22 protein-coding genes and 1 pseudogene are annotated in these 26,027 nt (G+C 34.6%); 17 read left to right on the forward strand and 6 right to left on the reverse strand.

Going from position 1 to position 26,027, the window contains the following annotated elements:
• The first annotated feature begins 19 nt into the window (after positions 1-19).
• The 10 genes from FNE73_RS03020 (at position 20) to FNE73_RS03065 (ending at position 11,027) form a co-directional block, all read left to right on the forward strand.
• Positions 20-865, forward strand: a complete 846-nt coding sequence (locus tag FNE73_RS03020) for a polysaccharide biosynthesis/export family protein (protein ID WP_143883298.1) — start codon at positions 20-22, stop codon at positions 863-865.
• Between the two features lie 3 nt (positions 866-868).
• Complete coding sequence (locus FNE73_RS03025; protein WP_143883299.1) at positions 869-3,367, forward strand: exopolysaccharide transport family protein; 2,499 nt, start codon at positions 869-871, stop codon at positions 3,365-3,367.
• Between the two features lie 210 nt (positions 3,368-3,577).
• Complete coding sequence (gene porG / locus FNE73_RS03030; RefSeq protein WP_143883300.1) at positions 3,578-4,471, forward strand: type IX secretion system protein PorG; 894 nt, start codon at positions 3,578-3,580, stop codon at positions 4,469-4,471.
• A 7-nt stretch (positions 4,472-4,478) separates the two neighbouring features.
• Positions 4,479-5,228 carry an isoprenyl transferase gene (locus FNE73_RS03035; RefSeq protein WP_143883301.1) on the forward strand — a complete coding sequence of 250 codons (750 nt, stop codon included), beginning with the start codon at positions 4,479-4,481 and terminating at the stop codon, positions 5,226-5,228.
• Between the two features lie 29 nt (positions 5,229-5,257).
• Positions 5,258-7,795, forward strand: a complete 2,538-nt coding sequence (gene bamA, locus FNE73_RS03040) for an outer membrane protein assembly factor BamA (protein ID WP_143883302.1) — start codon at positions 5,258-5,260, stop codon at positions 7,793-7,795.
• A gap of 4 nt (positions 7,796-7,799) precedes the next feature.
• Entirely contained in the window at positions 7,800-8,348 is a 549-nt protein-coding gene (locus tag FNE73_RS03045; RefSeq protein ID WP_143883303.1) for an OmpH family outer membrane protein, read from the forward strand.
• Positions 8,349-8,421: 73 nt separating this feature from the next.
• Entirely contained in the window at positions 8,422-8,925 is a 504-nt protein-coding gene (locus FNE73_RS03050) for an OmpH family outer membrane protein (protein ID WP_130914299.1), read from the forward strand.
• Between the two features lie 61 nt (positions 8,926-8,986).
• Positions 8,987-9,472, forward strand: a complete 486-nt coding sequence (locus FNE73_RS03055) for an acyl-CoA thioesterase (protein WP_143883304.1) — start codon at positions 8,987-8,989, stop codon at positions 9,470-9,472.
• A gap of 3 nt (positions 9,473-9,475) precedes the next feature.
• The gene (gene rfbD, locus FNE73_RS03060; protein ID WP_143883305.1) at positions 9,476-10,339 is read left to right on the forward strand and encodes a dTDP-4-dehydrorhamnose reductase; all 864 of its coding nucleotides are present in this window, start codon (positions 9,476-9,478) and stop codon (positions 10,337-10,339) included.
• A 1-nt stretch (position 10,340) separates the two neighbouring features.
• Positions 10,341-11,027, forward strand: a complete 687-nt coding sequence (locus FNE73_RS03065) for a hypothetical protein (protein WP_143883306.1) — start codon at positions 10,341-10,343, stop codon at positions 11,025-11,027.
• A gap of 217 nt (positions 11,028-11,244) precedes the next feature.
• Here the strand turns inward: FNE73_RS03065 and FNE73_RS03070 are convergent.
• The 3 genes and pseudogenes from FNE73_RS03070 to FNE73_RS03075 all read right to left on the reverse strand — a co-directional run.
• Positions 11,245-12,189: pseudogene (locus tag FNE73_RS03070) on the reverse strand (IS256 family transposase, variant Zn-binding type); the annotation flags it as partial.
• A gap of 211 nt (positions 12,190-12,400) precedes the next feature.
• The gene (locus FNE73_RS16665; RefSeq protein ID WP_160811848.1) at positions 12,401-12,562 is read right to left on the reverse strand and encodes a hypothetical protein; all 162 of its coding nucleotides are present in this window, start codon (positions 12,560-12,562) and stop codon (positions 12,401-12,403) included.
• Between the two features lie 42 nt (positions 12,563-12,604).
• On the reverse strand, positions 12,605-13,432 hold the full coding sequence (locus FNE73_RS03075) for an ion transporter (protein ID WP_143883308.1): 828 nt from the start codon (positions 13,430-13,432) through the stop codon (positions 12,605-12,607).
• A gap of 58 nt (positions 13,433-13,490) precedes the next feature.
• On the opposite strand from FNE73_RS03075, the gene FNE73_RS03080 reads away from it, so the two are divergent.
• Entirely contained in the window at positions 13,491-14,588 is a 1,098-nt protein-coding gene (locus FNE73_RS03080; protein ID WP_143883309.1) for a Nif3-like dinuclear metal center hexameric protein, read from the forward strand.
• 2 nt (positions 14,589-14,590) lie between these two features.
• Positions 14,591-15,367, forward strand: a complete 777-nt coding sequence (locus FNE73_RS03085; protein WP_143883310.1) for a zinc ribbon domain-containing protein — start codon at positions 14,591-14,593, stop codon at positions 15,365-15,367.
• 168 nt (positions 15,368-15,535) lie between these two features.
• Here the strand turns inward: FNE73_RS03085 and FNE73_RS03090 are convergent, their stop codons facing one another.
• Positions 15,536-17,314, reverse strand: a complete 1,779-nt coding sequence (locus FNE73_RS03090) for an AMP-dependent synthetase/ligase (RefSeq protein ID WP_143883311.1) — start codon at positions 17,312-17,314, stop codon at positions 15,536-15,538.
• A 239-nt stretch (positions 17,315-17,553) separates the two neighbouring features.
• On the opposite strand from FNE73_RS03090, the gene FNE73_RS03095 reads away from it, so the two are divergent.
• Together FNE73_RS03095 and FNE73_RS03100 are read left to right on the forward strand one after the other, a co-directional pair.
• Positions 17,554-18,693: an acyl-CoA dehydrogenase family protein gene (locus FNE73_RS03095; protein ID WP_143883312.1), complete on the forward strand. Its 1,140-nt coding sequence runs from the start codon at positions 17,554-17,556 to the stop codon at positions 18,691-18,693.
• A 26-nt stretch (positions 18,694-18,719) separates the two neighbouring features.
• Complete coding sequence (locus FNE73_RS03100; RefSeq protein WP_143883313.1) at positions 18,720-19,085, forward strand: hypothetical protein; 366 nt, start codon at positions 18,720-18,722, stop codon at positions 19,083-19,085.
• A 136-nt stretch (positions 19,086-19,221) separates the two neighbouring features.
• On the opposite strand, the gene FNE73_RS03105 is transcribed toward FNE73_RS03100, so the two are convergent.
• Positions 19,222-20,145, reverse strand: a complete 924-nt coding sequence (locus FNE73_RS03105; RefSeq protein WP_143883314.1) for a DUF4349 domain-containing protein — start codon at positions 20,143-20,145, stop codon at positions 19,222-19,224.
• 280 nt (positions 20,146-20,425) lie between these two features.
• On the opposite strand from FNE73_RS03105, the gene FNE73_RS03110 reads away from it, so the two are divergent.
• Both FNE73_RS03110 and FNE73_RS03115 read left to right on the forward strand, forming a co-directional pair.
• The gene (locus FNE73_RS03110) at positions 20,426-20,914 is read left to right on the forward strand and encodes a hypothetical protein (RefSeq protein WP_143883315.1); all 489 of its coding nucleotides are present in this window, start codon (positions 20,426-20,428) and stop codon (positions 20,912-20,914) included.
• 19 nt (positions 20,915-20,933) lie between these two features.
• On the forward strand, positions 20,934-23,312 hold the full coding sequence (locus tag FNE73_RS03115) for a reprolysin-like metallopeptidase (protein WP_143883316.1): 2,379 nt from the start codon (positions 20,934-20,936) through the stop codon (positions 23,310-23,312).
• 99 nt (positions 23,313-23,411) lie between these two features.
• On the opposite strand, the gene FNE73_RS03120 is transcribed toward FNE73_RS03115, so the two are convergent.
• Complete coding sequence (locus FNE73_RS03120) at positions 23,412-25,007, reverse strand: peptide chain release factor 3 (protein ID WP_143883317.1); 1,596 nt, start codon at positions 25,005-25,007, stop codon at positions 23,412-23,414.
• 154 nt (positions 25,008-25,161) lie between these two features.
• Here FNE73_RS03120 and FNE73_RS03125 point away from each other — a divergent pair, with 154 nt between their 5' ends.
• Positions 25,162-25,992 carry a CPBP family intramembrane glutamic endopeptidase gene (locus FNE73_RS03125; protein WP_143883318.1) on the forward strand — a complete coding sequence of 277 codons (831 nt, stop codon included), beginning with the start codon at positions 25,162-25,164 and terminating at the stop codon, positions 25,990-25,992.
• Positions 25,993-26,027 lie beyond the last annotated feature (35 nt).

The following is a 26,027-nucleotide window of genomic DNA, read 5'->3' on the forward strand; positions in this document are numbered from 1 at the left end:
CAAACTACATTTTATTACGATGAAAATTTATAAAAATTTATTATTTCTCATAGTGCTATTTTTTCTTACTTCTTGTATTACTTCCAAAGATGTAAAATATATGCAGGAAAACGAAAGTCTGGTTATTAATGAAGAAGGCCTGATTCCTTACAATATTCCTGTTTACAGAGTCACCAAAAATGATATGTTAACTTTAGACATTGTTACCACGCCTAAAGGTGATGCAGCTCAGTTTTATTCTAATTTAAATGCTTCGTCTGCAGGAGGCGCTTCTATTACCATGGCAGGAGGTGCCGGCGGTGCAAACGGAGGGGGCGATGCAATTATCTATTTTAGAGGATTGAAGGTTGACGCTAAAGGCGAGATCAATATTTTTGGAATAGGATTCATTAAAGCAGAAGGAAGAACGATAGATGAAATAAGTGCTGAAATTCAGGAAAAAGTAAATGAGAATTTCCAGGAAGGAAAATCTCAGGTAAGACTAAATACTGATGGGATAACGTATTTTGTTCTGGGTGATATCGAAACAACAGGAATGACGGGTGAGAAAAAAGCTTACAAAAATACCCTTACACTCACCGAAGCTATTGCAATGAACGGTGGCCTGAACCGTACGGTTGACCGAAAAAATATTGTTATTTACAGGAAGCTTCCTGAAGGAATAAAAAAAGCAAAAATAGATCTCACCCGTGAAGATGTAATGAATTCTCCATATTTCTATGTGCAAAATGGTGATGAAATTTTGCTTACTACAAACAGAAGAAGTTTGAACGGATTTGGAAAAGATCCTCTTCAGACTATCATAAGCGGAGTATCTGTAATTACTACGGCTTTATCAATTTACTTACTCATTAAAAATCTTTAAGCTATGATTCCTGAAAAGCAGAATGCAAAGAGTAAATCGGATGAGCAGAAAGAAAAATACGGATCATTTGCGTTGTTTGATGTAGAGCATTTTTTAAGAAGGGTTCTTAAAAACTGGTATTGGTTTGCTTTAATGCTTTCCATAGGTTATGTAGTTTCATGGTTTTATGGTAAATATTATGCGCAGAATATATATTCGTCAAGCCTGTCATTAAGTATATCCAATAATACTTCAAGTTATTTTACCCCCAATCAGTCAATTAATTTTATTTGGGGACAAGGTGGTAACCAGGATGGTATCTATCTCAAAAAAATGCTTTTGTCCAGATCTCATAATGAATATCTGGTAAAAGAGCTTAATCTGTTTGTGAATTATCAGACTAAAGGTACGATCAAGGCAACTTATCTGGATAAAGATGATTCACCGGTGTTTTTAGAAGTTGACAGGAAGCATTTGCAGCAGGTAAATTATCCCATAACACTTATTCCTAAAGGAAAAGACTCTTATGAAGTAGTTCTTCCTGAAGAAGATCAGTCCACAAATCTTTATTCTTACGAATTTGAAGGGTTTCAGAGTATTGATGCTTTTCCAAGACCTGCCAATAAAATTATTAAGGTAAATGAGTGGTACACTTCTCCGAATCTTCGTTTCAGATTAATAAGTAATCCTATAGAAAGCAGAATCAAACTAGATAACGTTATTGTAAATCTTTCTACGGTTAATGATGCCGTGAATGGGATTATTAACTCTGTTGGAGTTGAATTTGATAAAGAGATCAATACGATAATGATTGTTTCCAAAACAGGATATAATCTTAACAGTACCGTTAATTTCCTCAATACATCCATTGAGGAGCTCCGTAAAAAAAGATTTCAGGATAAAAATACCGTTGATAAAAGAACTGAACTTTATTTGAAGGAAAGTTTGGATTCTATAAGAAAAAAGCTCGATTCAAGTGCAACTTATCTTAATTACCTTAAGGTTTCAGAAAAGCTATACGATATTACAAACAGGGATGAAAAGTCTTTGGAAAGAATAAAAGATCTGGAAGCCAAAAAAGCAGATTTTCTAAGTAAAATGAATTCTCTTAGAAACATTAGAAATTCTGTAGATTCAAGAAATTTTGATAAGATGATTAGTCCTTCTGCAGCCGGATTTGATGATGGTATGTTTTCCGCATCTGTATCAGAATTGAAAGCATTGTATGCTAAGAAGAGAGAGATCGCTACAATCTACACGCCGAACTCTGAGCCGATTAAAGAAATCAACAGACTGATAAATGAAGCAATGACCAATTCTTCGGGATCATTACGAAATGTTTACAATGTTTACACTTCGGAGATTAATAAAATTGACCAGCAAATTGCAGAAGCCAGCTCAGAACTTTCAACTTATCCGGAAAAACAGCGAAAATATCTGGATGCCGAAAGAGGGTATAACATGATTGAAGCTACTTACAACAGTCTTCTAAACAGGCAGAATGACAGTAAAATGAGACTTGCTACCAATCAATCGGATATTACTGTGATAGACCCGGCAAAAAATCTTGGTCAGGCTCCTATTGGTCCTAATATCAAAGGAACAAAAATGGCAATTTTCGGAAGCCTTTTTGCCCTTCCGCTTTTAATTATATTGTTGGGAAGCTTGTTTGACAGTAAGATTAGAAATATTAAGGAACTGGTAAGTGTAACGAGAATCCCTTTACTTGGAGTCATCGGTAATAATTCTACAGATAATATGCTTACCGTTTTAGATTCGCCAAAATCTTCTGTTTCGGAAGCCTTTAGAGGAATTCGTGCCAATGTGAGATTTTTATCAGGTGAGGACAATAAGAGTAAAGTGATTTTGGTTACGTCTTCGGTCGGTGGTGAAGGGAAAACCTATGTGTCAATTAATTTAGCTTCAGTTTTAGGATTAAGCGATAAAAGAACCATATTATTGGGTATGGACTTAAGAAAGCCTAAAATTTTCGGAGATTTTAATATTGATAATAAGTTTGGTATATCTAATTATCTTACAGGTGAAACCACTATTGATCAGATTATCAATAAAACGAATGTTCCGAATCTTGATGTTGCCACTTCAGGGCCAATTCCTCCCAATCCGTCAGAATTGCTTATGAGTGAAAGAAATATTCAATTTATTGAAGAGCTTAAAAAAATCTATGATTTTATTATTATAGATTCTCCACCCGTAGGATTGGTTGCAGATTCCTATGAACTGATGAAACATTCTGATGCCAACTTATATATTGTTCGTCATGAATATACCGAGAAATATATGCTTAAAATGATTACAGAAAAATATCATAATGATGAAATTAAGCATTTAGGATTGATCTATAATGATTATGTAGCTAAACAAGGTTATGGTTACGGTTATGGATATGGTTATGGCTACGGATATGGCTATGGATATGGCTATTTTGATGAAGATAAAAACTACAAGGAGCCATTTCTGATCAAACTGAGAAATAAATTTAAAGCAATTCTCAACAGATAAATATGTAAACCCTGTTCAGCGGGGTTTATTTTTTTATTTTTTTAGGCATAAGTATTAAAAAAAGAATAAATTTGCTACTTTGTCGTTTACTTTATAACAAATTATATTTTTTTGTTTATTTTTAACTAAACATTAAGAATATCATTAATATAAAAATGTTTTATATTTGCAAAAATTAAATTTTAAAATAACCATAAATCCGTATTCTTTATGAATAAAAAATTATTGTTTAGCTTTCTTACCCTTTTAGGAACGGTGGTAAGTATGAAAGCACAAAGAAATGAATTGGGAATTCGATTGGGGATGAGTAATCTTGTTGGAGATATAGGTAAAACCAATTACATTTTGCAGCAGCCTTTGGATTTGAACAGGGTTTCAGATTTAGGCTTTCCGTTTTATGGTGGTATTTTATATAGATTTAATTTTAATCCTCACCAAACTGTAAGATTAGATCTGGGATACAATCAGGTGCAGTTTAGCGATAAAGCGGCTAAAGAGGAGTATAGAAGAAACAGAAACTCTTTTGGGAAGAATAATATTTATGAAGCGAGCTTAGTTTTTGAATATAACTTCTTTCCGGTAAATAATGAGCAGATGAGTATGGTAAGTCCATACATTTTTGGAGGTATTGGAGGGGTGATGTTTGATGCTCCGAAAGCAACTGTTAGACATGATTTCAGAAGGAATTCTGATGGCGTTGCGCAGGCTCCTATTGATGAATTGGATTTTGTGACTACAACAGAATATTCTTTAGGAAAGAAAACGGTAGCTCAGATTCCTTTTGGAGTGGGTTTAAAATATAAATTTAATCATGGATGGGCAATATTTGCAGAAGCAACTTTCCGATATGTTTTAACAGATCAGTTAGATCATAGTAAAGTATTGTCTAAAGATGTTGTCTCAAATTATAATGCAGAAATTTTGAGCCCGAATACAGGAGGATCATTATTGGAAACGGGGAATTATTACATTGTGTCTAAAGAAAGAGAAGCTGCAATTATCAACAGAAGAGCTTTGGGTGATACAGAATCCCGAGACTGGATGAATACATTTAGTGTAGGACTTACGTATTCTTTCGGAAGACCGCCATGTTATTGTGATTAAGAAAAAGATGTCATTGATAAAAGAAAAGATTAATTCTGAGAATTTGCCGAAACATGTGGCTATTATCATGGATGGTAATGGAAGATGGGCAAAATCAAAAGGTAAAGAAAGGACTTTCGGTCATAAAAATGCGATTAATGCAGTAAGAAATGCAATCAACGCATGCAACGAGATTAATATCCCTTATCTTACGCTTTACACGTTTTCTTCGGAAAACTGGAAAAGACCTAAAGATGAAGTAAACACACTGATGGCTCTGCTTACAGAAACCTTACTGCTGGAAGCAGATGAGATTTTCAGTAAAGGATTAAGAATGCACGTGATAGGTAATTTAGATAAATTGCCTCCATTGGTAAAAGATCAGCTGCTGAAGGTGGTAGATCTCACAAAAGAAAACACAAAAGGAAACTTGGTCTTGGCAATAAGCTACGGATCGCAAAACGAAATACTTAATGCTGTAAAAAACATCAGTAAAGATGTGAAAGAAGGCAGAGTAGAAATTGAAAAAATTGATGAAAAACTTTTTGAAGATTATCTTTATACAAAAGATTTTCCTCCTGTTGATTTGCTTATAAGAACAAGCGGCGAAATAAGAATCAGCAATTTTCTCCTTTGGCAGATAGCTTATGCAGAACTACAGTTTTTAGATGTTCTGTGGCCGGATTTTACCAAAGATATTTTCTTTCAGTGTATTGTAGATTATCAAAACAAGGAAAGAAGATACGGTCTTACCGGCGATCAAGTTCAAATCCAATAAAATTTTAAGAAAAGAAAGATTACGATAAAATGAAGTTTAGACTATTACCCATCATTATGTTTGCGGCTTCTGCACATTTTTATGGACAGGTAACTCCACAGGACAGCACAAAGGTAAGTACAACTGCCGTTCTTGCAGAAAACCAGACAGGAACATACATTCTTAAAGATATTGTTGTAGATGGGGTAAAAAAATTCTCGACCGCACAAATTTTAAGATTTACAGGACTTTTAAAAGGAGAGGAAGTAGATATTCCGGGGCAGAAAATCAGTAATGCTATTAAAAAACTTTGGGATTCTCAATCTTTTTCGGAGGTTGAAGTGTATATAGAAAGTATTGAAGGAAAGACTGTTGTTTTAAGATTTTATCTTCAGGATCTTAAAGAACTTGGAGAGGTGAAATTTGCTGGTAAGGGAATCGGAAAATCCAAAAACGAAAAACTAACAAAAGATAATAATCTAAAACCCGGTACAAAAATTACCCAGAATTTAGTTTCCAGTCTTAAAACCAATATTCCTAAAGATTATGTAAAGAAAGGATTTGCTGATGCCAAGATTACAATTGAAGATAAAATCAATGCAAGTGATCCTAATCTTGTGGACTGGACAATCAATGTTGATAAAGGAAAAAGAATTAAAATAAGCCACATTGAGTTTGAAGGAAACGAAAGTGTAAGCGATTCTAAACTAAGAAAAAAAGCCTTTAAAGAAACCAAACAAAAAAGATTTGGAATCGGCGGGATTTTAAAATCTTCAAAATTTATTGAAGAAAAATATCAGGAAGATAAACGTAACTTAATCAATTATTATAATTCATTAGGATACAGAGATGCTAAAATTGTATCTGATTCTGTCTGGAGAAATAAGAAAGACAATTACGAAATCAACGTAAAGCTTGAAGAGGGTAAAAAATACTACATAGGAGATATTACTTTTGTAGGTAATACAGTTTATCCTACAGAATATCTTCAGCGTTTGCTGGGTTACAAAAAAGGTGATATTTATGATGCTGTTGGTTTTAACAAAAAAGTAGGTGAAGACGGAGGTAAGGAAGATGATTCCGACCTTAGATCTTTATACATGAATAATGGTTATTTATTTTCCAATGTAGTTCCGGTAGAGAAATCTGTCAAGGGAGATGCTATTAATCTGGAAATCAGAATTACAGAAGGGGAGCAGGCAACCTGGAATAAAGTTACCTGGTCTGGTAATACAACTACTCATGACCACGTGATTTTAAGAGCGTTAAGAACCAAACCTGGGGAATTATTCAAGAAAACTGAAATAAAGAGAACTTATTTTGATCTGGCATCCATGTCATTCTTTGATCCGCAGCAGATTGGTCAGGACATTCAGCCAAATCCACAGGATAATACCGTTGATATCGGTTGGAAATTAGTGGAAAAAGGATCGTCTCAGGTACAACTTCAGGCAGGTTATGGTGGTAACAGCTTTATCGGAACTTTAGGGCTTACATTTAATAATTTTTCATTGAAAAATTTCCTTAAGTTTAAAGATTTCAGACCGGTACCACAAGGTGATGGGCAAACCTTATCTATTCAGGCTCAGGCAGGACAGTTTTTCCAGAATTATGGAGTTTCTTTCACAGAGCCATGGTTATTCGGAACCAAGCCGACTGCATTATCTGTAAGTTTAAATAATTCAAGAGTAAATTACAATCAGGTTTCAGGACCAGATCAAAGATTAAATATATTTTCTGCTACTGTTGGTTTAAACAGGTTATTAAGATGGCCGGATGATTACTTTTCTCTATACACAGGGATTCAGTATCAGAAATATAATTTTAGCAATTATCCATTTGAGTTTGGTGACTCTACAGAGTTATACGGTAACGCAAATAACTTAAGTTTGAATGTTGGTTTAAGCAGGAATTCTGCGGGTATTGATCCAATATTCCCTACAATGGGTTCTAATATAGAATTGTCAGGTAAATTTACACCTCCATTTTCTCTATTCAGCAATAAAAACTACTCTACAATGACTCCTGTCGACAAATACAAATGGATGGAGTTTTATAAAATTAAATTCAAGGCAGATATCTATAATGAGGTAGTGGGAAAATTGGTGTTACGTTCGTCTGCAGAAATGGGCTTTATGGATGGCTACAATAAAGAATTGGGAGCACCGCCGTTTGAAAGGTTTTATGTAGGAGGAACTGGTCTGTTTGGAGGTAGATTTGATGGTAGAGAGCTTATCCCGTTGAGAGGTTACGAAAATGCTTCTACTTACGGAGGTCAGGCAGAAGATATTACTCAAAGAGGAGGAGGTACTATTTATAACAGATTTACGTTAGAGTTAAGATATCCGATTTCATTGAATCAAACGGCAAAGATTTACGGACTTACTTTTGCGGAAGGAGGTAATGTTTGGAACTCATGGAATAAATACAATCCTTTCCAGCTTAAAAGATCTGTTGGTGTGGGAGTAAGAGTGTATATGGGAGCATTTGGTTTAATAGGATTTGATTTCGCATACGGATTTGATAAAACAATTGACGGAAATGTGTCAGGAAACAAAACACACTTCCTGATGAACCAATCTTTATAACGATATGAAAAAGTTTAAAACATTCTTCACCATTTTCGCTTTTTTGTTATTCGGCTTTACCCATGCTCAGAAAATTGGTGTGGTAGATACTGAATATATATTAAATAAAATGCCGGAATATCAGGAAGCAGCAGCAAGACTTAATGCTCAGATTGATACATGGGAGCAGGATTTGCAAAGATTGCAGGCTGAATATGATCAAAAAAGATCAGCTTTTGAAAACGAAAGAGTTTTGTTGATCGGAGATCAGCTTAAGCTGAGAGAGAAAGAAGTTTTAGATTTAGACAAAAGCATAAAAACGACCACCAGCTTAAGATTTGGTAAGAATGGAGAAATTACTCAGCTAAGAACTAATCTGGTGCAGCCGTTTCAGGATCAGATTTGGACTGCCATCAAAGAGATGTCAGAGAAAAATGGCTTAGGTATCGTTTTTGATAAAAGCAATGACGTAAATGTGATATTTCTTCAAAAAAGATATGACTATACAGATAAAGTATTAGACATTTTACTAAAAGGAACGAAAGACAAAGAGAAAAAATCAAATAAAAAATAGTAAAAGTTTTTTCGGAACTTAACTTTTACTTAAATTTAAAATCTAAAAACAAATTAATTATTTATTACCCGTTATGAAAAAATTAAGTGTATTATTTGCAGCAGTAATGATGGTTGTATCTGTAGGTATGGCAAAAGCTCAAAAAATTGCTACTTTGGATGTTGCAGCGATTCTTAATGCAATGCCGGAAAAGAAAAAAGCAGATACAGAGTTGAATACTTTTGCAGATACTAAGCAAGCAGAGATTAAAAAGAAAGCAGATGCAGCTCAGGCAAAATTCCAACAGTATCAGACTGAAGCTCCTAAAAAAACAGCTGAAGAAAATACTGCAAGAGAAGCAGAAATGAAGAAATTGGGAGAGGAAATCCAGCAGATGCAGGATAAAGCGCAGAAAGACTTTTTAGCAAAGCAAACCGCTGCTTATGATCCGATTGAAAAGAAACTAAACGCAGCTATCGAAAAAGTAGCTAAAGCAAACAGCTATGAATATGTAATGGACTCAAATTCTACAGGTATTCTATACAAAGCCGGTCCGGATGCTACTGCAGCAGTAAAAAAAGAATTAAACATACAATAATATTGTTGTTAAAAGATTGACAAACCACCTTTTTTAGAGGTGGTTTTTTTATTTTTGCATTATGAATAAAGAAGTTTCTACAACCGTAAAAGTAAGATTTAGTGATTGTGATCCTATCGGACATCTTAATAATGTCAAATATCTTGAATACATGTTCAATGCAAGAGAAGATCATGTAGAAGAATTTTATGGATTTACCTACGAAGAATATACTCAAAAGACCGGCTGTACATGGATAGCCATTCAGAATGAAATAGCTTATCTTAAAGAAGTGAGATATAATCATCAGGTAGTAATCAGCAGTAAAACAATTGAAGTAGGAGACAGGACCGCAAAAGTTGAAATTCTGATGAAAAGTCAGGACGAGAAAACAATTCATGCTGTACTTTGGGTTACGGTGATCTATTTTAATGTAAAAACAAGAAAATCTGAAGTGCATCCGAAAGAAATTAAAGAAACATTTGGGAAATTCTTTGTTGATTTAGATCAAAAAGATTTTCAGTCCAGATCAAAATTTTTAAGAATACAAAACGCAAAAAGTTCATAAACAATGCAAAAAAAAATACTTGTTGCAGGAGCAAACGGTCAGCTCGGAAGTTGTATCAGAAAAATAGCCCCTGATTTTGAATTGGACTACGATTTTATTTTTGCTGATTCTCAGACCTTAGATGTTACAGACCAAGGAAAAGTGAATGATTTTTTTGCAGAGTATAAACCTGATTTTTGTATTAATGCATCTGCATATACTGCTGTAGATTTGGCAGAGAAAGAAGAAGAAAAAGCTTTTGCTGTAAATGCTTATGGCGTTGCAAATCTTGCATCCTCATGTGCTGAACACAATACAGTTCTCATTCATATTTCTACTGATTATGTTTTTGACGGGGAAACCAATTTAGACTATTCGGAAGATGACTTCACCAATCCTGTAGGAATATACGGGAAATCCAAACTTTTAGGTGAAGAACTTGCCTTAGAAAATAATCCAAAAACAGTTATTCTGAGAACGTCATGGCTATATTCGGAGTTCAATAAAAACTTTGTAAAAACAATGCTCAATTTATTTTCCCAGCGTGATGAACTTGGAATTGTTGCAGATCAGTTTGGTCAGCCAACCAATGCCAATGATTTAGCTGAAGCGATTATGACTATTGTAGAAAGTCCAGATAAAAATTTTGGAGTTTTCCATTTCTCAAATTATCCTGAAACAACGTGGTTTGATTTTGCAAAAAAAATTGCAGAATTTTCACATTCAAAAATAAAGTTAAATCAACTGAAAACAGAAGAATATCCTACCCCGGCAAAAAGACCTCAAAGAAGTACAATGAATTTGGATAAAATTGAGAAAGTATACCAAATTGAACCGAAACATTGGGAGAATAGTCTTGAGGATTGTGTTAATTTATTAATAAAATAATATGAATTTGAGAAAATTTGTAGTTTGTATATTATTTTTGTTAGGATTGTTCTTACATGCACAGAATGTTTATCTATCCAAAGTTGAAAAGACGAATGACAATAATGATAAATATTTATTTCAGATAGGAAAAGATATTACCAATGCGGAATATCTAGGGGAAATCGATGTGATAGGTTACTCTGATAATGATTTGGCGGTTTTTGCAAATGTTTATAAAAAAGCAAAAGATATTGGAGCTAACTCATTTGCCTACCAACCGATAGAAACGATTGATGGAAAAATTCAGCCTTTTAATCCGGCTAATTATAAAATTAAACTTTATTATTCTTCTAAAGAAGAACTTTCAAAACCATCTGATCTCGTTTATATATTTTCCTCGTCACAGAAGCCACAAAAGATAAGCATTAATAAGCAGGAATATGTTCTGCAGCCAAGATCATTTATGTCAATTAAAACCATTTCTGGAGATACATACGTAATTTCTACTAAAAAGCTGTTGGGATCGACCATAAAAATTTCTGGGCAATCTGGATCTTCTGCTCAATATTTTCAGATGTCTTCACTCAGAGTCCGTTCAAATACTTATGGCGAACCTGGAATTAATCTTAAATCAGGAGATATTACCGTTTTGGATCGCTCGTATGGAGATTTTTTAAGAATGATTTATACTGAAAACCAAAAATAAGAATCTTTTAAATATAAGGTAATGTGGTCAAAAATAGTTGGTGCTTTTGACAAAAATAATTTGTAATATTCTGCGGTTGATTGGAAGAGGAAATGAGCAATGCAAAGGTGCAACTCATCAGCAATACAATCGACGCTGTAAACAATAGTTTAGAAGGATGGTTTTGCCATCCTTTTTTTGTAAATTATTGGAACAGCTCAATGGCTAATAAAACCTTTTACGAGTTGATATTTTTATAAAAAAGATACCATTGGATAAACTTTTTTCTCCGACTTTTGGTGAGCCCCCGATGAATGTTGAGATTACCTTTCAGGTGACCGAAAAACGACTCTATTCCGTTGGTTGTTTTCGGGATTTTAGGATTTTGAAGGAAGGTAAACATATTGGGTAAAGCCTTTCTGATAACCGAAAAACATCTTCGCACCATCTTATGAGTGTACCAATATCTCCCGGTTTCCTGGCTGTATGATTTTTCATTCAAAAATTCGTGATGCTTTTCAGTCCAATCTAAAAATTCCCTGATCCAGTATTGTTTTTTAACTTCATTATCAATAAAATGAATCTTGCAGACAATTTCACGCAGCTCAAAACCCGCTGCAGACTTTGGATAGGCAGAAAGCCATATTTTGCACATCCTCTGTATATGAACCAGGCATCTCTGAACAGGAACTTTCGGACAGACTTTACGGATAGCCTTCAGCAAAGATTTATCGCCATCGCAGGTTATTCCGCCAATTTTTATTCCCAGATTCAGAATATTCTCCAAATCCTCTTTCAGTTCTTCATAATGCTCACCGTCGGTAATTCTGTAGAGCTGAGTTTGTTTAAAAACATTGTCCCGGTACACGACCAGGCAGATCTCATTAGAAAAGTAAGTGCCATCAATGAGCAGGTAAACCTCCTTGTTTTGGCTGTAACTTAGCTTTGGAGCTTTCTCAAGCATTACATTAAAATACCGTTGAAGCGTACTGACAGAATATCCGGACTCTATTGAAATCTGCTCATAAGTCTGTTTTCCAACAATCCATTTTTTGAACCAGATTTCTTTGTTTTTCAGGCTCACAGATTTATTTTCGGAAGTAAAATAAATGTCACAATTTTTACATTTAAATCGACGCTTACCCTTTTGCTTCCCCCAAGAAATCACATCTAGACTTTTGCAACTCCAGCAACGATTTTTTTTGAATTTTCAGCCATAAAAAAAATTATTGAAACAAAGTTCAATAAACTTTCTATATCATCACTAATTATCAGCATTTCAAAGAATTTTACCAACTATTTTTGACTATTAAACCTATGTTAATATCTACAATAACTAACTTAAAAGAGTTATATTACAAATAACAAAACTTTAAGACATTCAGATTTAAGAATTATTCATTAGGTCTTACAGGTTGTATTTCGCCTGTATTCATATTTTCAAAAACGGCTGGGAAAAACATAACGAGTACGCCGTATATAATAATCATTAATGCTGTCAAAGCAATTAAAACAAGAACTAAATTGTTGGGTCTGTTTCTTTTTTGTGGTTCCATGATTTTGGTGGTATTGAATTAATAGAATTTTTATAAAAACTACTAAGCCAATTTCTTGCCACACTGTTTGCAATATCTTGCATCATCATCAATATCTTCATTTCCGCAGCGTTCACACACCTTTTCCAGATTCTGTCTTTTATTTCTCATTTCTGCAGTTACAATTCCCGTAGGAACAGCAATGATAGAATAACCAGCAAGCATCAGAATAACTGCGAAAATTTTTCCGGCAGGAGTAATCGGTGAGACATCGCCATATCCTACAGTAGTTACTGTCACCACTGCCCAATATATAGATTGAGGGATCGATTCAAATCCTTGTCTTCCACCTTCCACCATAAACATTAAAGAGCCTACGATGACAGAAAAGATAACCAGAAACAGAAGAAAAATATAAATTTTTCTTGAGCTGTTTCGCAATGCTCTTACGATCACAAACCCGTCATTCATAAAATCCAGAAGATTAAAAATCCTGAAAACTCTCAGCATTCTCAGCATTCTGAAAATCAGGAAATATTTGGTGAAAGGGAAGAAAAAACTAAGATAAAAGGGAACAAGTGAAAGAAAATCTATAATTCCGAAAAAGCTGAAAATATAATTCTTTTTATTTTTAACAACGGCTATTCTCATTCCGTATTCAATGGTAAAAATGATAGAAATAATCCATTCAATTATTATAAAATAAAGATTAAACTCCTTATTGAGCTTCGGAATACTTTCCATCATGATGATAGATGTACTCAGCAAAATAAGAATCAGCAAACCCACATCAAAAAGTTTTCCCATTCTGGTATCTGCCCGATAAATAATGCGAAACCAGATTTTTTTCCAAAGCTTGTCTCCGGCAGCCAGATCGTGTTCTCTTTCCATGAATGTTTTTTGTTTTAACTAAATAATAACTAATTTCGTAACAAACTTACAGAATAAAATGACAATAAAAGAAGTAATTTCTATCATAGAAAAGCAGATTGCCATTCCGCAGGCAGAAGATTTTGATAACGTCGGATTATTATGCGGAGTTCCGGCAAGAAACGTCAGCGGAATCCTTGTTTGTCATGATGCTCTGGAAAATGTGGTTGATGAAGCTGTCTCTAAAAACTGTAATCTTATTGTTTGTTTTCATCCTATTATTTTTTCAGGATTAAAATCAATTACCGGAAAAAATTATGTCGAAAGAGCGGTTTTAAAAGCCATAGAAAACAAAATTGCGATTTATGCCATACATACAGCCTTCGATAATGATTTTTTTGGGGTGAATGCAGGAATATGCAACCATCTAGGTCTTAAAAACTTAAAAATTCTTCAGCCTAAGAAAAATAACCTGAAACAGTTGACAGTTTTCGTTCCGAATGATTATGCAGAAGCTGTAAAGGAAGCATTATTTGAAGCGGGAGCCGGGAATATTGGTTTTTATGATGAATGCAGTTTTACTATCGAAGGTAAAGGAACATTCAGACCCAATGAAGGTTCTAATCCTTTTTCAGGACATCAGAATGTACGTGAAAATGCGGATGAAAGCATGATTTCTGTAATTTTTGAAGCTTATAAAGAAAAAGCAGTTACGTCAGCCATGATAAAAGCGCATCCTTATGAAGAAGTTGCGCATCAGATTTACAGTCTGGACAATCATAATCAATATTCAGGTTTGGGAATGTTTGGCGAATTTGATGATGAAATGGACGAAAAAGATTTTCTGAGATTCATTAAAGGTAAACTCAATGTAGATGTTATCAAACATTCAGATTTCATAGATAAAAAAATTAAAAGAGTAGGGGTTTTGGGTGGTTCCGGAGCCAGCGGAATAAAATCTGCTTTGGCAAACCAGTGTGATGCTTATATTACGGGAGATCTTAAATATCACGACTATTTTCTGGCGGAATCCCGGATGCTGATTTGCGATGTGGGACATTATGAATCTGAACAATGGGTTGCTCAACAAATATTTGAAATTTTATCACAAAAAATTAGTACATTTGCAATCTTAAAATCTAGTGAAAAAACAAACCCAGTAAATTATTTCCTTTAGATATGGCAAAAACCACCGAAATTTCAGTCGAAGAAAAATTAAGAGCTTTGTATGATCTTCAAATCATCGATTCAAGATTGGACGAAATCCGTAACACAAGAGGAGAATTGCCAATTGAAGTAGAAGATCTTGAAATTGAGATTGAAGGTCTTGAAACGAGAGCTGAGAAATTTCATGCAGAAATAAAAGATCAGAACGATCAGATCAATACAAAAAATGAAGTGATCAATCACGCCAAAACGCTTATTGAAAAATACAAATCTCAGCAGGATAACGTAAGAAACAATAAAGAATTTGAAGCGTTAGGAAAAGAAATAGAATATCAGGAACTGGAAATTCAGCTTGCCGAAAAAAGAATCCGTGAATTTGGCGCTAAAATCGGTCATAAAGAAGAAACATTAGCAGAGCTGAACAACAAGATTAATGATCTTAAAAATCACCTTAAATTCAAGAAGGAAGAATTGAACGGTCTGATTTCAGAAACGCAGAAAGAAGAAGAATATTTAATAGAAAAATCTAAAGAATTTGCTTCTAAAATTGATGAAAGATTGCTGGCTTCCTATAACAGAATCAGAAGCAACTCTTCTACAGGTTTAGCAGTTGTAGGCTTGGAAAGAGGAGCTCCGAAAGGTTCATTCTTCACGATTCCGCCACAAAAGCAAATGGAAATCGCTCAGAGAAAGAAAATCATCATTGATGAGCATTCAGGAAAAATCCTTGTGGATGACGAATTGGTAATCGAAGAAACAGAGAAAATGAAATCTGTGATTAAATTCTAATAATACTTCGTTTTAAAATATAAAAAAGCTGCCTTAATTTAAAAAGGCAGCTTTTTCTTTATATAACTATAATGTACACCAAAACAAGCTGAAAAGCATCAAAATTCCCATCTTGTTTTTAATTAAAAGATAAATTATAAAACCGCTTCTTTTGAAGCGGTTTTATATTTATTCCTGATATCCGTACATCTTATTATAAAGATCTATAAATTTTTCTTTAATTGCTTTACGTTTTAGTTTTAAAGTAGGAGTGAGAAGCCCGCTTTCAATACTCCATACTTCAGGGGTGAGTTCAATTTTTTTAATTCTTTCCCAATTGCCAAGATGTTCGTTTATCTTATCAATCTCTTTTTCAATTCTTGCCTTCAGTTCAGGACTTTTGGCAATTTCCTGTGGCGTTGTTCCCAGATTCAAGTTGTTTCTCAATGCCCAGTTTTTGGCAAACTCAAAATCGGGCTGTACAAAAGCTGTCGGCATTTTTTCGCCATCACCTACAACCATAATCTGCTCAATAAATTTTGATGCTTTCGCCAGATTTTCAATTGTTTGGGGAGCAATATATTTTCCGCCTGACGTTTTGAACATTTCTTTCTTACGATCTGTAATCTGAAGGAAGCCTTCGCTGTCGATGTGACCAATGTCTCCGGTTTTAAAGAAGCCATCTTCGGTGAATGTTTCTCTGGTCATTTCTTCATTTTTAAAATAACCTTTGAAAACAGAAGGTCCTTTTACCGTAATTTCGCCATCTTCCTGAATTTTCACCGTTAAATTATCTAACGGATGACCCACTGTTCCCACTTTCATTTTCCCGAAAGAGTTAACGGATATTACAGGCGAAGTTTCGGTAAGCCCATATCCTTCCAGAATGGGAATTCCTGCGTTCTGAAACATCAGATTCAGTCTTGTTGACAGTGCTGCAGATCCTGAAACTAGAGTAATGATTTCGCCGCCAAGTCCTTCTCTCCATTTTTTGAAGACCAATTTATCGGCAATGATTTCCTGTAGTCCGGAAGGTTTTGAAATCACTTTTTTCTTCTGAATTAAATTCAGTGCCCAAAAGAATATTTTTTGTTTTAATCCGCCTGCATTAGAGCCTGTATTGTAAATTTTATCATACACCTTTTCTACAAGTCTGGGAACTACGCTCATGTAGTGAGGTTTTACCTCTTTTACGTTTTCACCCATTTTTTCGATACTCTCCGCAAAGTAAATAGAAAACCCATTGTATTGAAACAAGTAGAAAAGCATCCTTTCGAAAATATGACAGATGGGTAAAAAGCTTAAAATCCGGGTGTCTTTATAGTCCAGACTTTTATTTTTAGGAATTCTGGGAACAGAACCCAAAACATTCGACACAATATTTTCGTGAGTAAGCATTACTCCTTTTGGTTTTCCTGTAGTTCCTGAAGTGTAGATGATGGTTGCAAGTTCTTCAGTATTAATTGCTTTGGAAAGGTCTTCAACTTCTATTTGGGTAGAATCATCTTCGCCCAGATCAAGTACTTCTTTCCAGTTGGCTGCGCCGTTGATGTTGTCAAAAGTAAAAACACCCTGTAAACTCGCTACATTATGTTTTATTTTCATCACTTTATCCAGCAATTCTTTATCAGATACAAAACAATATTTTACTTCAGCGTTATTAAAGATAAAATCGTAATCTTCCGGAGAAATACTAGGATACACAGGTACCGAGACAACACCGATTTGTGAAAGTCCAAGATCCATTACTGCCCATTCCGTACGGGAATTGGTGGTGATCAAGGCGATTTTGTCTCCGGGTTTTATGCCAAGTTTCAGAAGTCCGCGCGAAATTTTATTTCCCTGATTAATAAACTCCTGTGTGGATGTTTTTTTCCATTCACCCTGATATTTTGTAACAAACATATCATTTTTAGGCAGGTTTTGCAGCGCATAATAAGGGATATCGAATAATCTTTTTATAGTCATGATTTTTTTTATAATAGTTTGAAACTTAAATATAAGAATTTTTTTTAATTGTGGAATTGTTTCGTATTAATTATAAATATTTAAAATGCGCACCATAATACCGAAGATAATTGAATTGATTTTTATTTTTGTTGAATATTTAAAAATTATTGATGATATGTGTTTTATCTGCAATCATTAATTTTTTTTAACATTAGCCTAAAAAGTGTAAATTTACAGACATATAATTCTTACATTTTATGGACTTTAATTTATCAGAAGAACAGCTGATGATTCAGCAGGCAGCAAGAGATTTTGCACAAAACGAACTATTACCGGGAGTTATTGAAAGAGACCGTGATCAAAAGTTCCCAACAGAGCAGGTTAAAAAAATGGGAGAAATGGGACTTATGGGGATGATGGTGGATCCTAAATACGGTGGTGCAGGAATGGATAGCGTTTCTTACGTTCTTGCAATAGAAGAAATCGCAAAAGTAGATGCTTCTGCTGCCGTAGTAATGTCTGTAAACAACTCATTGGTGTGTGCCGGTCTTGAAAAATTTGCTTCTGAAGAGCAAAAAGTAAAATACCTTACTCCTCTTGCAAGTGGTGAAGTGATCGGAGCGTTTGCTTTATCTGAGCCGGAAGCAGGTTCTGATGCTACTTCTCAGAAAACAACAGCAGAAGATAAAGGAGATTACTACTTGTTGAATGGTATCAAAAACTGGATTACCAACGGTGGAACAGCGACTTACTACATTGTTATTGCGCAGACTGATCCTGAGAAAAAACATAAAGGAATCAATGCTTTTATCGTAGAAAAAGGCTGGGAAGGTTTTGAAATTGGTCTAAAAGAAGATAAACTGGGAATCAGAGGAAGTGATACTCATTCTTTGATTTTTAATAATGTAAAAGTTCCGAAAGAAAACAGAATTGGTGAAGACGGATTTGGTTTTAACTTTGCAATGGCTGTATTAAACGGAGGAAGGATTGGAATTGCTTCTCAGGCTTTAGGAATTGCTTCAGGAGCTTACGAGTTGGCTCTTAAGTATGCTAAAACCAGAAAGGCTTTCAGAACTGAGATCATCAATCATCAGGCAATTGCTTTCAAACTGGCAGATATGGCAACTCAGATTACTGCTGCAAGAATGCTGTGCTTTAAAGCTGCTTCCGAAAAAGATCAGGGTAAAGATATTTCTGAAAGTGGAGCCATGGCAAAATTATATGCTTCTCAGGTTGCAATGGATACTACCATCGAAGCGGTACAGATTCACGGCGGATACGGATATGTAAAAGAATATCATGTAGAAAGAATGATGAGAGATGCAAAAATTACTCAGATATATGAAGGAACTTCTGAAATCCAGAAAATTGTGATCTCAAGAAGTATTTCAAAATAATTAAACAAAAACTCAAAAACACTACTATGAAAAAACCTTTGTGGATTACGGTCGGAGTCATTCTGCTTTTATTAGGAGTTTTCTTCTGGTATAAATTTTTCTTCGTCTTCGGAGAGGGGGTGAAATCTGGCTATCTGAACTATGCCATCAAAAAAGGATATGTTTTTAAAACCTATGAAGGCAAGCTGATCCAGGAAGGTTTCGGAAAAGGAAAGACAGGAACAATTACCAGTTATGAGTTTGAGTTTTCCGTTTCTGATCCAGAAGTTTTCAAGCAGTTGGAACTCAACAGCGGGAAAGTTTTTGATCTTCATTACAAAGAGTACAATGGTGCTCTTCCGTGGAGAGGAAATACAAGGTATGTTGTAGATAAAGTAGTGAATATGAAATAAACAGTAAAGGCTCTCAATCTGAGAGCCTTTTACTTTACCAACCAAATATTTAATAAATATTATGCAACAAAAATAATATGTTTTTTTATAATTTCATAATTCTTATCATTAAAATCTGATTAAAATTAACTATAATTTAATTGTTTTTTTTATCAGAGCTGTTTCGCAGTCTTTTTTTATAAAAATGATAGGCTGTTCCTAAGATTAGGAATAACGGCCAAAACGGCAGCAGGAAGAGAAAAACAGAAGTAATTACATTCCATCCGGATGACACTGCTGCTAAAGATTTTCCTCCAAAGCTTTGAGATTCTTCTGGTTTTATAGTGCTTTCTGTTTTGCCGTAAATGGTAATTTCTACATCACATAAAATATCGTTTTTGTAAGTGCTGCCATTTGTTTCTACAGTTTTGTTTTCAACAATTCCGATATTGTAGCTGAGATCATCCATCAGATAATCAAATGTCCGGATAGGAACCTTCGCTTTCAGATAAGCAATTTTGTTTTCGGTGTTATTGAGTGAAGTATTTTCACTTTTCAAAATTCCGTCATATTTACTGATAAACTGTTTTACCTTTTCTTTTGATGCTTCTGTATTTTCCGCATTGATTTCAATCACTCCATTTTTAGTAATGATATCTTTTACAGGAATATTTTTAGGCTTTGATTCTGTTTTATAGACAATTCTAGTTTCTTTTATAACCTTTGGTGCCGGAACATTGCTCGTAATTTTATCATTTTTCTTTTCTGAAGAATCTTTTTTTGATAACGATTCAAGATTTAAAGAAGAAATTTTTTCGGACAAAGAATCTATACTTTTTGCAGTTTCTTCAATCGTATGCATTGCCTCACTTTTAGTTTTATCCAATTCTTTAATTTTGATATTTGCAGAATCAAAATCAGCTTTCGATTCTTGCTGTGTCTCATTAACTTTGCTGTTGACATCAGCAACAGTGCTGTCTACCTGTTGTGTTATACGTTCAGATGATAGATTTACAGATTCTCCTTTTTTACACATAATAAAAGTGCTGCATACCATGATGGTAATAATGTTCTTTTTCATAATAATTATTTTTATGGATATTGTACGATTACCAATCAAAATCTATAGATGACGGTAATTGTAATTTTGTTGTTTACTGGTGTAAATCTACTCTCAGATTTTTCGGGAAATTTGTAAAAGAAATGTATGATTCTGGTAAATTCTTATGTTTTTGTAAATGAGTGTTTTGTAAAATTTATTTTTTTATTTTACAAAAAATTATGTTAATACCACATTATATCTAAAAAAAACTTTTTTTGTAAATACAATAATAATTACCTTTGCTTTTTGAGACATTTAAATGAAAAACTCTTTTTTGTTAACAGTATCGTTTTTACTGATGGCTGCATTCGTAAGCTGCAGTAATTCTGGTGTATATAATAATGTAAACAACAAGTCAATAGTGAATTATCAGCAGGATAAAATTGAGTTTTCCGAAGTTAAAAGATTTAATAAAGATGTTTTTCTTCCGGAAGTAACCCTTATTACTACATTTAAAAAAACGGTTGAAATTTATGGCAAACTGAGTAATAAGAATTTTTCAAGATCAGAACCCATTCCGACTTTTGAAGAAGGTGAATATTTGCTTGTGCTTAAACCAAAACTCAATAAAATTCTCTACGGAGATATTGAAGTTAAAGAAATAGAAAGTAAAAATCAGGATCTCATAATCAAATACAGAGAAGTAGAAAGTGAAGAATACAAATCTGATAAACTAAAAAATCCGGTTTTAATAATAAAGCTAACAGGTGAAACTCCGGGAAATATAAAACTGTTAGCAATCAATTGAAAAATTAAAAGAAAATTATATGAAGAAAAAACTATTGATTCTGGGTACAGTACTTGCCTTTTCGGCAGCGGGATTTGCCCAGCAAAACCAATGGAAAAAGCTTGGCTCAAATCCCATTGGGGAAGTTCGTGAGAGTAATGTAAGAATTTCAGATTCATCTCTCTTTACGCTTAATGTTGATGAGATTCAGAATAAGCTGAAAGATGCTGCAGACAGAGACTATAAAAACTACAGAAAAGGGGTTTTGCTTAGTTTTCCAACTCCTGCAGGAACATTTGAAACTTTTGAAGTTTATGAATCTTCAACCATGCATCGTGATTTGCAGAACAGGTATTCTGATATAAAATCTTATATCGGTTTTAAAAAAGGTGATGAATCTGTAATTTTAAGATTTACGATTGATCCTTATTTTGGTTTTAACGGTATGATCGGCAATAACGAAGGAACTTATTACATAGACTCTTATACCAATGACAATAAGGTGTACAGATTGTATAAAAGAAATGATGCGTCTCCGCTTGGTCAGTTTAATTGCCTTTTCGATGGAAACAGTGATATGACAAATCCTTCATCACTTGTTCAGAAAACGGTTATTGACGGACTCAACAGGAAATACAGACTTGCTATTTCAACAACGATAGAATATACTGCTTATATTGCCGGGCAGGCTGGTGTAGGAAGCGGAACTGATGCACAGAAGAAAGCGGCAGTTTTAGCAGCGGTAAATTTGGTTGTTACCCGTCTCAACAGTGTTTTTGAAAGAGATATCGCAGTAAGACTGCAGCTTATTCCGAATACTGATGCTTTGTTTTTCATTAGTAGTGATACTTTCGACACTTTAAGTGCACCACAGATGCTTAACGAAAATATAACAGTTACCAATAATATTATTGGTTCTGCTAATTATGATATCGGACATTTGTTTTTTAGAGCAACAGCAGGCAATGATAACGGATTAGCGGCTACTCCTGCTATTTGCGGGAACAGCAAGGCAGGTGCAGTAACAGGTTCTGCAGTTCCGGTAGGAGATCCTTTTGTTATTGATTTTGTTGCACACGAAATGGGTCATCAGTTTGGGGCAATGCATACACAAAATAACAACTGTAACAGAAACCCTCCTACAACCATAGAACCGGGAAGTGCCAGTTCTATCATGGGATATGCAGGTATCTGTCCGCCAAACGTACAGCAAAATTCTGATGCTTATTTTCATGCAGTAAGCATTAATGAAATGTATACCAGACTTACAACAGGAAATACATCAACTTGCGGTACCAAAACGCCAATTGCCAACGCAGAGCCTGTGGTAAATGCAGGTTTAGACAAAAGTATTCCTAAAAGTACACCGTTTATGCTTACGGCAACAGCCACAGATGCCAATAATGATCCGCTTACGTATACATGGGAGCAGATTGATGCAGGTGTAGCACCAATGCCGCCTCAGCCGGCAAGTACTGTTGGTCCGCTTTTCAGATCTGTAATGCCTTCAGCATCGCCGTCAAGATATTTTCCAAGACTATCAACCATTGTTTCCGGATACGATCCTGCAATTGTAACTCCTACGGATTACAGAGCATGGGAAAAACTGCCATCTGGAGCTAGAGAACTTAATTTTTCTGTTCTGGTAAGAGATAATAATGCATTGGGCGGGCAGACAGGACGCGATGATGTTAAACTCACAGTAGTAAACTCTGCTGGTCCTTTTGTTGTTACTTCGCAAAATACTCCAGGTATCGTATGGACAGAAGGTCAGTCACAAACCGTTACTTGGAATGTCGCAAACACTACTGCTGCACCGGTAAGTACACCTAATGTTACTATATTATTATCAACAGACGGTGGATTAACTTTTCCTTTCGTATTGGTGGCAAGTACGCCGAATGATGGGACTCATACATTTACAGTGCCGGGTAATTTAGGAAACAGTACGAATGCAAGAATTATGGTAAAAGCAATTGATAATGTTTTCCTAAACGTAAATTCACAAAATTTTACGGTTAATTCTTCTGCTGTTGTTGTACCTCCGATCCCTAACCCGGGAACGCCTGGAACACCGGGAACACCAGGAACGCCGGGTGTACCAGGAACACCTGGGAATCCTGGTACAACTCCATCTACCTTCTTTGAAGGGATGATGATTTATCCAGTTCCATCTTATGACGGATATGTATATATTAAATTAGACTTCCCGAGACTGACTCCGCTTCGTCCGTATGCATTTAACTATACCATTTATGCAATGGATGGTAAACTGGTAATTCCTAAAAGATCAAGATTATTCTTCTCTGATCATTTAGAAAAAATTGATTTAAGACATCTTCCTACTGAAACGTATATGATAGAGGTTGAACTGGAAGGTAATCAGATCGTTAAGAAACTAGTAATGTTTAATAAATAATATTTATATCATTAACATAAAAACCGTTCAGCAACTTAAGCTGAACGGTTTTTTATTTTTAGATTGTTTATTGTTTCTCAACAATAGTGTATTCTGCTTTTATGAATTTTGAAACTCACTGATAAAATGCAGTTTCACATTAGGAAATTTTTCCTGCGTCATGTGTATGGTAAAAGAAGAATCTGCTAAAAATACAAGCTGATTGTATTTGTCTCTAGCCAAAAATCTCTGTTTCAATCTGGCAAATTCCTTGAATTCATCAGATTTTTCATCAGCTTCCACCCAACATGCTTTATGCATAGAAAGTGGCTCGTAAGTACATTTTGCACCGTATTCATGCTCTAAACGGTATTGTATTACCTCGTACTGAAGCGCACCAACGGTTCCAATGATTTTTCTGTTGTTCATTTCGAGGGTAAAAAGCTGAGCAACACCTTCATCCATCAATTGGTCAATTCCTTTAGCAAGCTGTTTTGCTTTTAAAGGATCATTATTATTGATGTATCTGAAGTGTTCCGGAGAGAAATTCGGAATTCCCTTGAAACTCAATTTTTCACCGCCTGTCAATGTATCACCAATTCTGAAATTTCCGGTATCATGCAAACCTACAATATCACCAGGGAAGCTTTCGTCTACCACTTCTTTTTTATCTGCAAAGAACGCATTGGGAGAAGAAAACTTCATTTTTTTCCCTTCTCTCACCAACAGATAGTTTTCATTTCTTTTGAATGTTCCCGAAACAATTTTTACGAAAGCCAGACGGTCTCTGTGCTTAGGATCCATATTTGCGTGGATCTTAAATACAAAACCTGTAAACTGATTTTCTTCCGGTTTTACTAAGCGCAAATCACTTTCTTTGGGTTGTGGCATTGGTGCGATATCAATAAATGCATCCAGTAGCTCACGAACTCCAAAATTATTTAAAGCAGAACCAAAAAATACAGGCTGAAGATCTCCTTTCATATAATCTTCGCGGCTAAATGCAGGATAAACAGACTGTACCAGATCTAATTCTTCTCTTAGAGTAGCGGCTGCTTTTTCACCGATTACTTCATCAATAGAAGCATCATTAATATCATCAAACTTGATTGCCTCACCAACTTTCTGTTTTTTCTCTTCCAAAAACAGCTGTATATTATTTTCCCAGATGTTGTAAATCCCCTGAAAATCGCTTCCCATACCAATTGGTAATGAAAGTGGACAAACGGTTAATCCAAGTTTTTGCTCTACTTCATCCAGAAGATCAAATGCATCTTTACCTTCACGATCCAGCTTATTGATGAAAACCAGCATCGGAATATTTCTCATACGACAAACCTGAACAAGTTTTTCAGTCTGTTCCTCAACCCCTTTAGCTACATCAATAACAACAATCACAGAATCTACTGCAGTTAAAGTTCGGTAAGTATCTTCAGCAAAGTCTTTGTGACCGGGAGTATCAAGAATATTAATTTTGTGATCTCTGTACTCAAATGCCAAAACGGATGTTGCTACAGAAATTCCTCTCTGTCTTTCAATTTCCATGAAATCGGAAGTCGCTCCCTTTTTTATTTTGTTGGATTTTACGGCACCAGCTTCCTGAATTGCACCTCCGAATAAAAGCAATTTTTCAGTAAGGGTGGTTTTTCCGGCATCGGGGTGAGAAATGATCCCAAATGTTTTTCTTTTTTGTATTTCTTTGATTAAGTCTGACATATCGTATTTTGAAGTTGCAAAAATCGTGAATTTTAATGGATTGTGAAAATCAAATATTTCAGAAGAAGGCAACATGCACCTCTTGTTAATTAAAATCAAGATTAAAGTGTTTTAAACAACAAAAAAATTATCTTTGTTACTGTAATTTTTAGACATGGAAAAAAGCAGATATCCGAAATTTATTTTTGACTGGGTTGGAGGTTTAATTCTCTTTGCGGGTTATATTGCAGGGAGTATGTTGGCCGGTTTTTTTGTATTGATGATAAAAGTTCTTTTTCAGATTGATGTAGCTCAGAAACCGTGGTTTTTAATGATGGCAAATGCTTTGGTTTTCCCTTTAATTATTGCGTTTTTCGATTTTTTTGTAGTTCGTCCTTCTACTAAAATGAAATTAAATTTTAATTTTTCTCCCACAAATTTCTCCACTTATCTTCTTATTTTCCCCATGATGTTCGGAATGATGCTGATAGGAGAATTCACGACTTCGCTTATTCCTACAACAGGACCTTTTTTTGGTGATATTTATCGCTTTTTTGAAAATGTGATGAAGAGTTTAACCGATGATCCGGCTGTCATGATTATAGCAGCGGTGATTATGGCACCTGTTTTTGAGGAAATCATTTTCAGGGGAATCATCCAAAAAGGAATGATCAATAATGGTGTAAAGCCCTGGAAAGCAATTTTTATTGCATCTTTATTGTTCGGTCTTATTCATGGAAATCCTTGGCAATTTGTAGGAGCATCTTTATTGGGAATTGTTTTGGGATTAGTTTATTATAAGACAAAATCTTTGCTTTTGCCCATTCTTTTGCACGGTTTTAATAATTTAACCTCATCAATTCTGATTTTTTACACTCAGAAAGAAAGTTTTGCTGAGGTTTTCCGTTTGGAAGAATGGATGATTTTAATTATTGGAATTGTACTGTTTGCATTATTTTATTATTTATTTATGAAAAAATATAAAATACATTATTCTGAAAATTGATTTCTAATGAATTTAGGAGTACAGTATAAAAAAGC

Source organism: Chryseobacterium binzhouense (assembly GCF_007474545.1).
Lineage (GTDB): Bacteria > Bacteroidota > Bacteroidia > Flavobacteriales > Weeksellaceae > Chryseobacterium > Chryseobacterium binzhouense.

Coding starts and splice junctions, on each gene's coding strand:
- FNE73_RS03020 (WP_143883298.1), top strand. CDS start 20: ATGAAAATTTATAAAAATTTATTATTTCTCATAGTGCTATTTTTTCTT.
- FNE73_RS03025 (WP_143883299.1), top strand. CDS start 869: ATGATTCCTGAAAAGCAGAATGCAAAGAGTAAATCGGATGAGCAGAAA.
- porG (WP_143883300.1), top strand. CDS start 3,578: ATGAATAAAAAATTATTGTTTAGCTTTCTTACCCTTTTAGGAACGGTG.
- FNE73_RS03035 (WP_143883301.1), top strand. CDS start 4,479: ATGTCATTGATAAAAGAAAAGATTAATTCTGAGAATTTGCCGAAACAT.
- bamA (WP_143883302.1), top strand. CDS start 5,258: ATGAAGTTTAGACTATTACCCATCATTATGTTTGCGGCTTCTGCACAT.
- FNE73_RS03045 (WP_143883303.1), top strand. CDS start 7,800: ATGAAAAAGTTTAAAACATTCTTCACCATTTTCGCTTTTTTGTTATTC.
- FNE73_RS03050 (WP_130914299.1), top strand. CDS start 8,422: ATGAAAAAATTAAGTGTATTATTTGCAGCAGTAATGATGGTTGTATCT.
- FNE73_RS03055 (WP_143883304.1), top strand. CDS start 8,987: ATGAATAAAGAAGTTTCTACAACCGTAAAAGTAAGATTTAGTGATTGT.
- rfbD (WP_143883305.1), top strand. CDS start 9,476: ATGCAAAAAAAAATACTTGTTGCAGGAGCAAACGGTCAGCTCGGAAGT.
- FNE73_RS03065 (WP_143883306.1), top strand. CDS start 10,341: ATGAATTTGAGAAAATTTGTAGTTTGTATATTATTTTTGTTAGGATTG.
- FNE73_RS16665 (WP_160811848.1), bottom strand. CDS start 12,562: ATGGAACCACAAAAAAGAAACAGACCCAACAATTTAGTTCTTGTTTTA.
- FNE73_RS03075 (WP_143883308.1), bottom strand. CDS start 13,432: ATGGAAAGAGAACACGATCTGGCTGCCGGAGACAAGCTTTGGAAAAAA.
- FNE73_RS03080 (WP_143883309.1), top strand. CDS start 13,491: ATGACAATAAAAGAAGTAATTTCTATCATAGAAAAGCAGATTGCCATT.
- FNE73_RS03085 (WP_143883310.1), top strand. CDS start 14,591: ATGGCAAAAACCACCGAAATTTCAGTCGAAGAAAAATTAAGAGCTTTG.
- FNE73_RS03090 (WP_143883311.1), bottom strand. CDS start 17,314: ATGACTATAAAAAGATTATTCGATATCCCTTATTATGCGCTGCAAAAC.
- FNE73_RS03095 (WP_143883312.1), top strand. CDS start 17,554: ATGGACTTTAATTTATCAGAAGAACAGCTGATGATTCAGCAGGCAGCA.
- FNE73_RS03100 (WP_143883313.1), top strand. CDS start 18,720: ATGAAAAAACCTTTGTGGATTACGGTCGGAGTCATTCTGCTTTTATTA.
- FNE73_RS03105 (WP_143883314.1), bottom strand. CDS start 20,145: ATGAAAAAGAACATTATTACCATCATGGTATGCAGCACTTTTATTATG.
- FNE73_RS03110 (WP_143883315.1), top strand. CDS start 20,426: ATGAAAAACTCTTTTTTGTTAACAGTATCGTTTTTACTGATGGCTGCA.
- FNE73_RS03115 (WP_143883316.1), top strand. CDS start 20,934: ATGAAGAAAAAACTATTGATTCTGGGTACAGTACTTGCCTTTTCGGCA.
- FNE73_RS03120 (WP_143883317.1), bottom strand. CDS start 25,007: ATGTCAGACTTAATCAAAGAAATACAAAAAAGAAAAACATTTGGGATC.
- FNE73_RS03125 (WP_143883318.1), top strand. CDS start 25,162: ATGGAAAAAAGCAGATATCCGAAATTTATTTTTGACTGGGTTGGAGGT.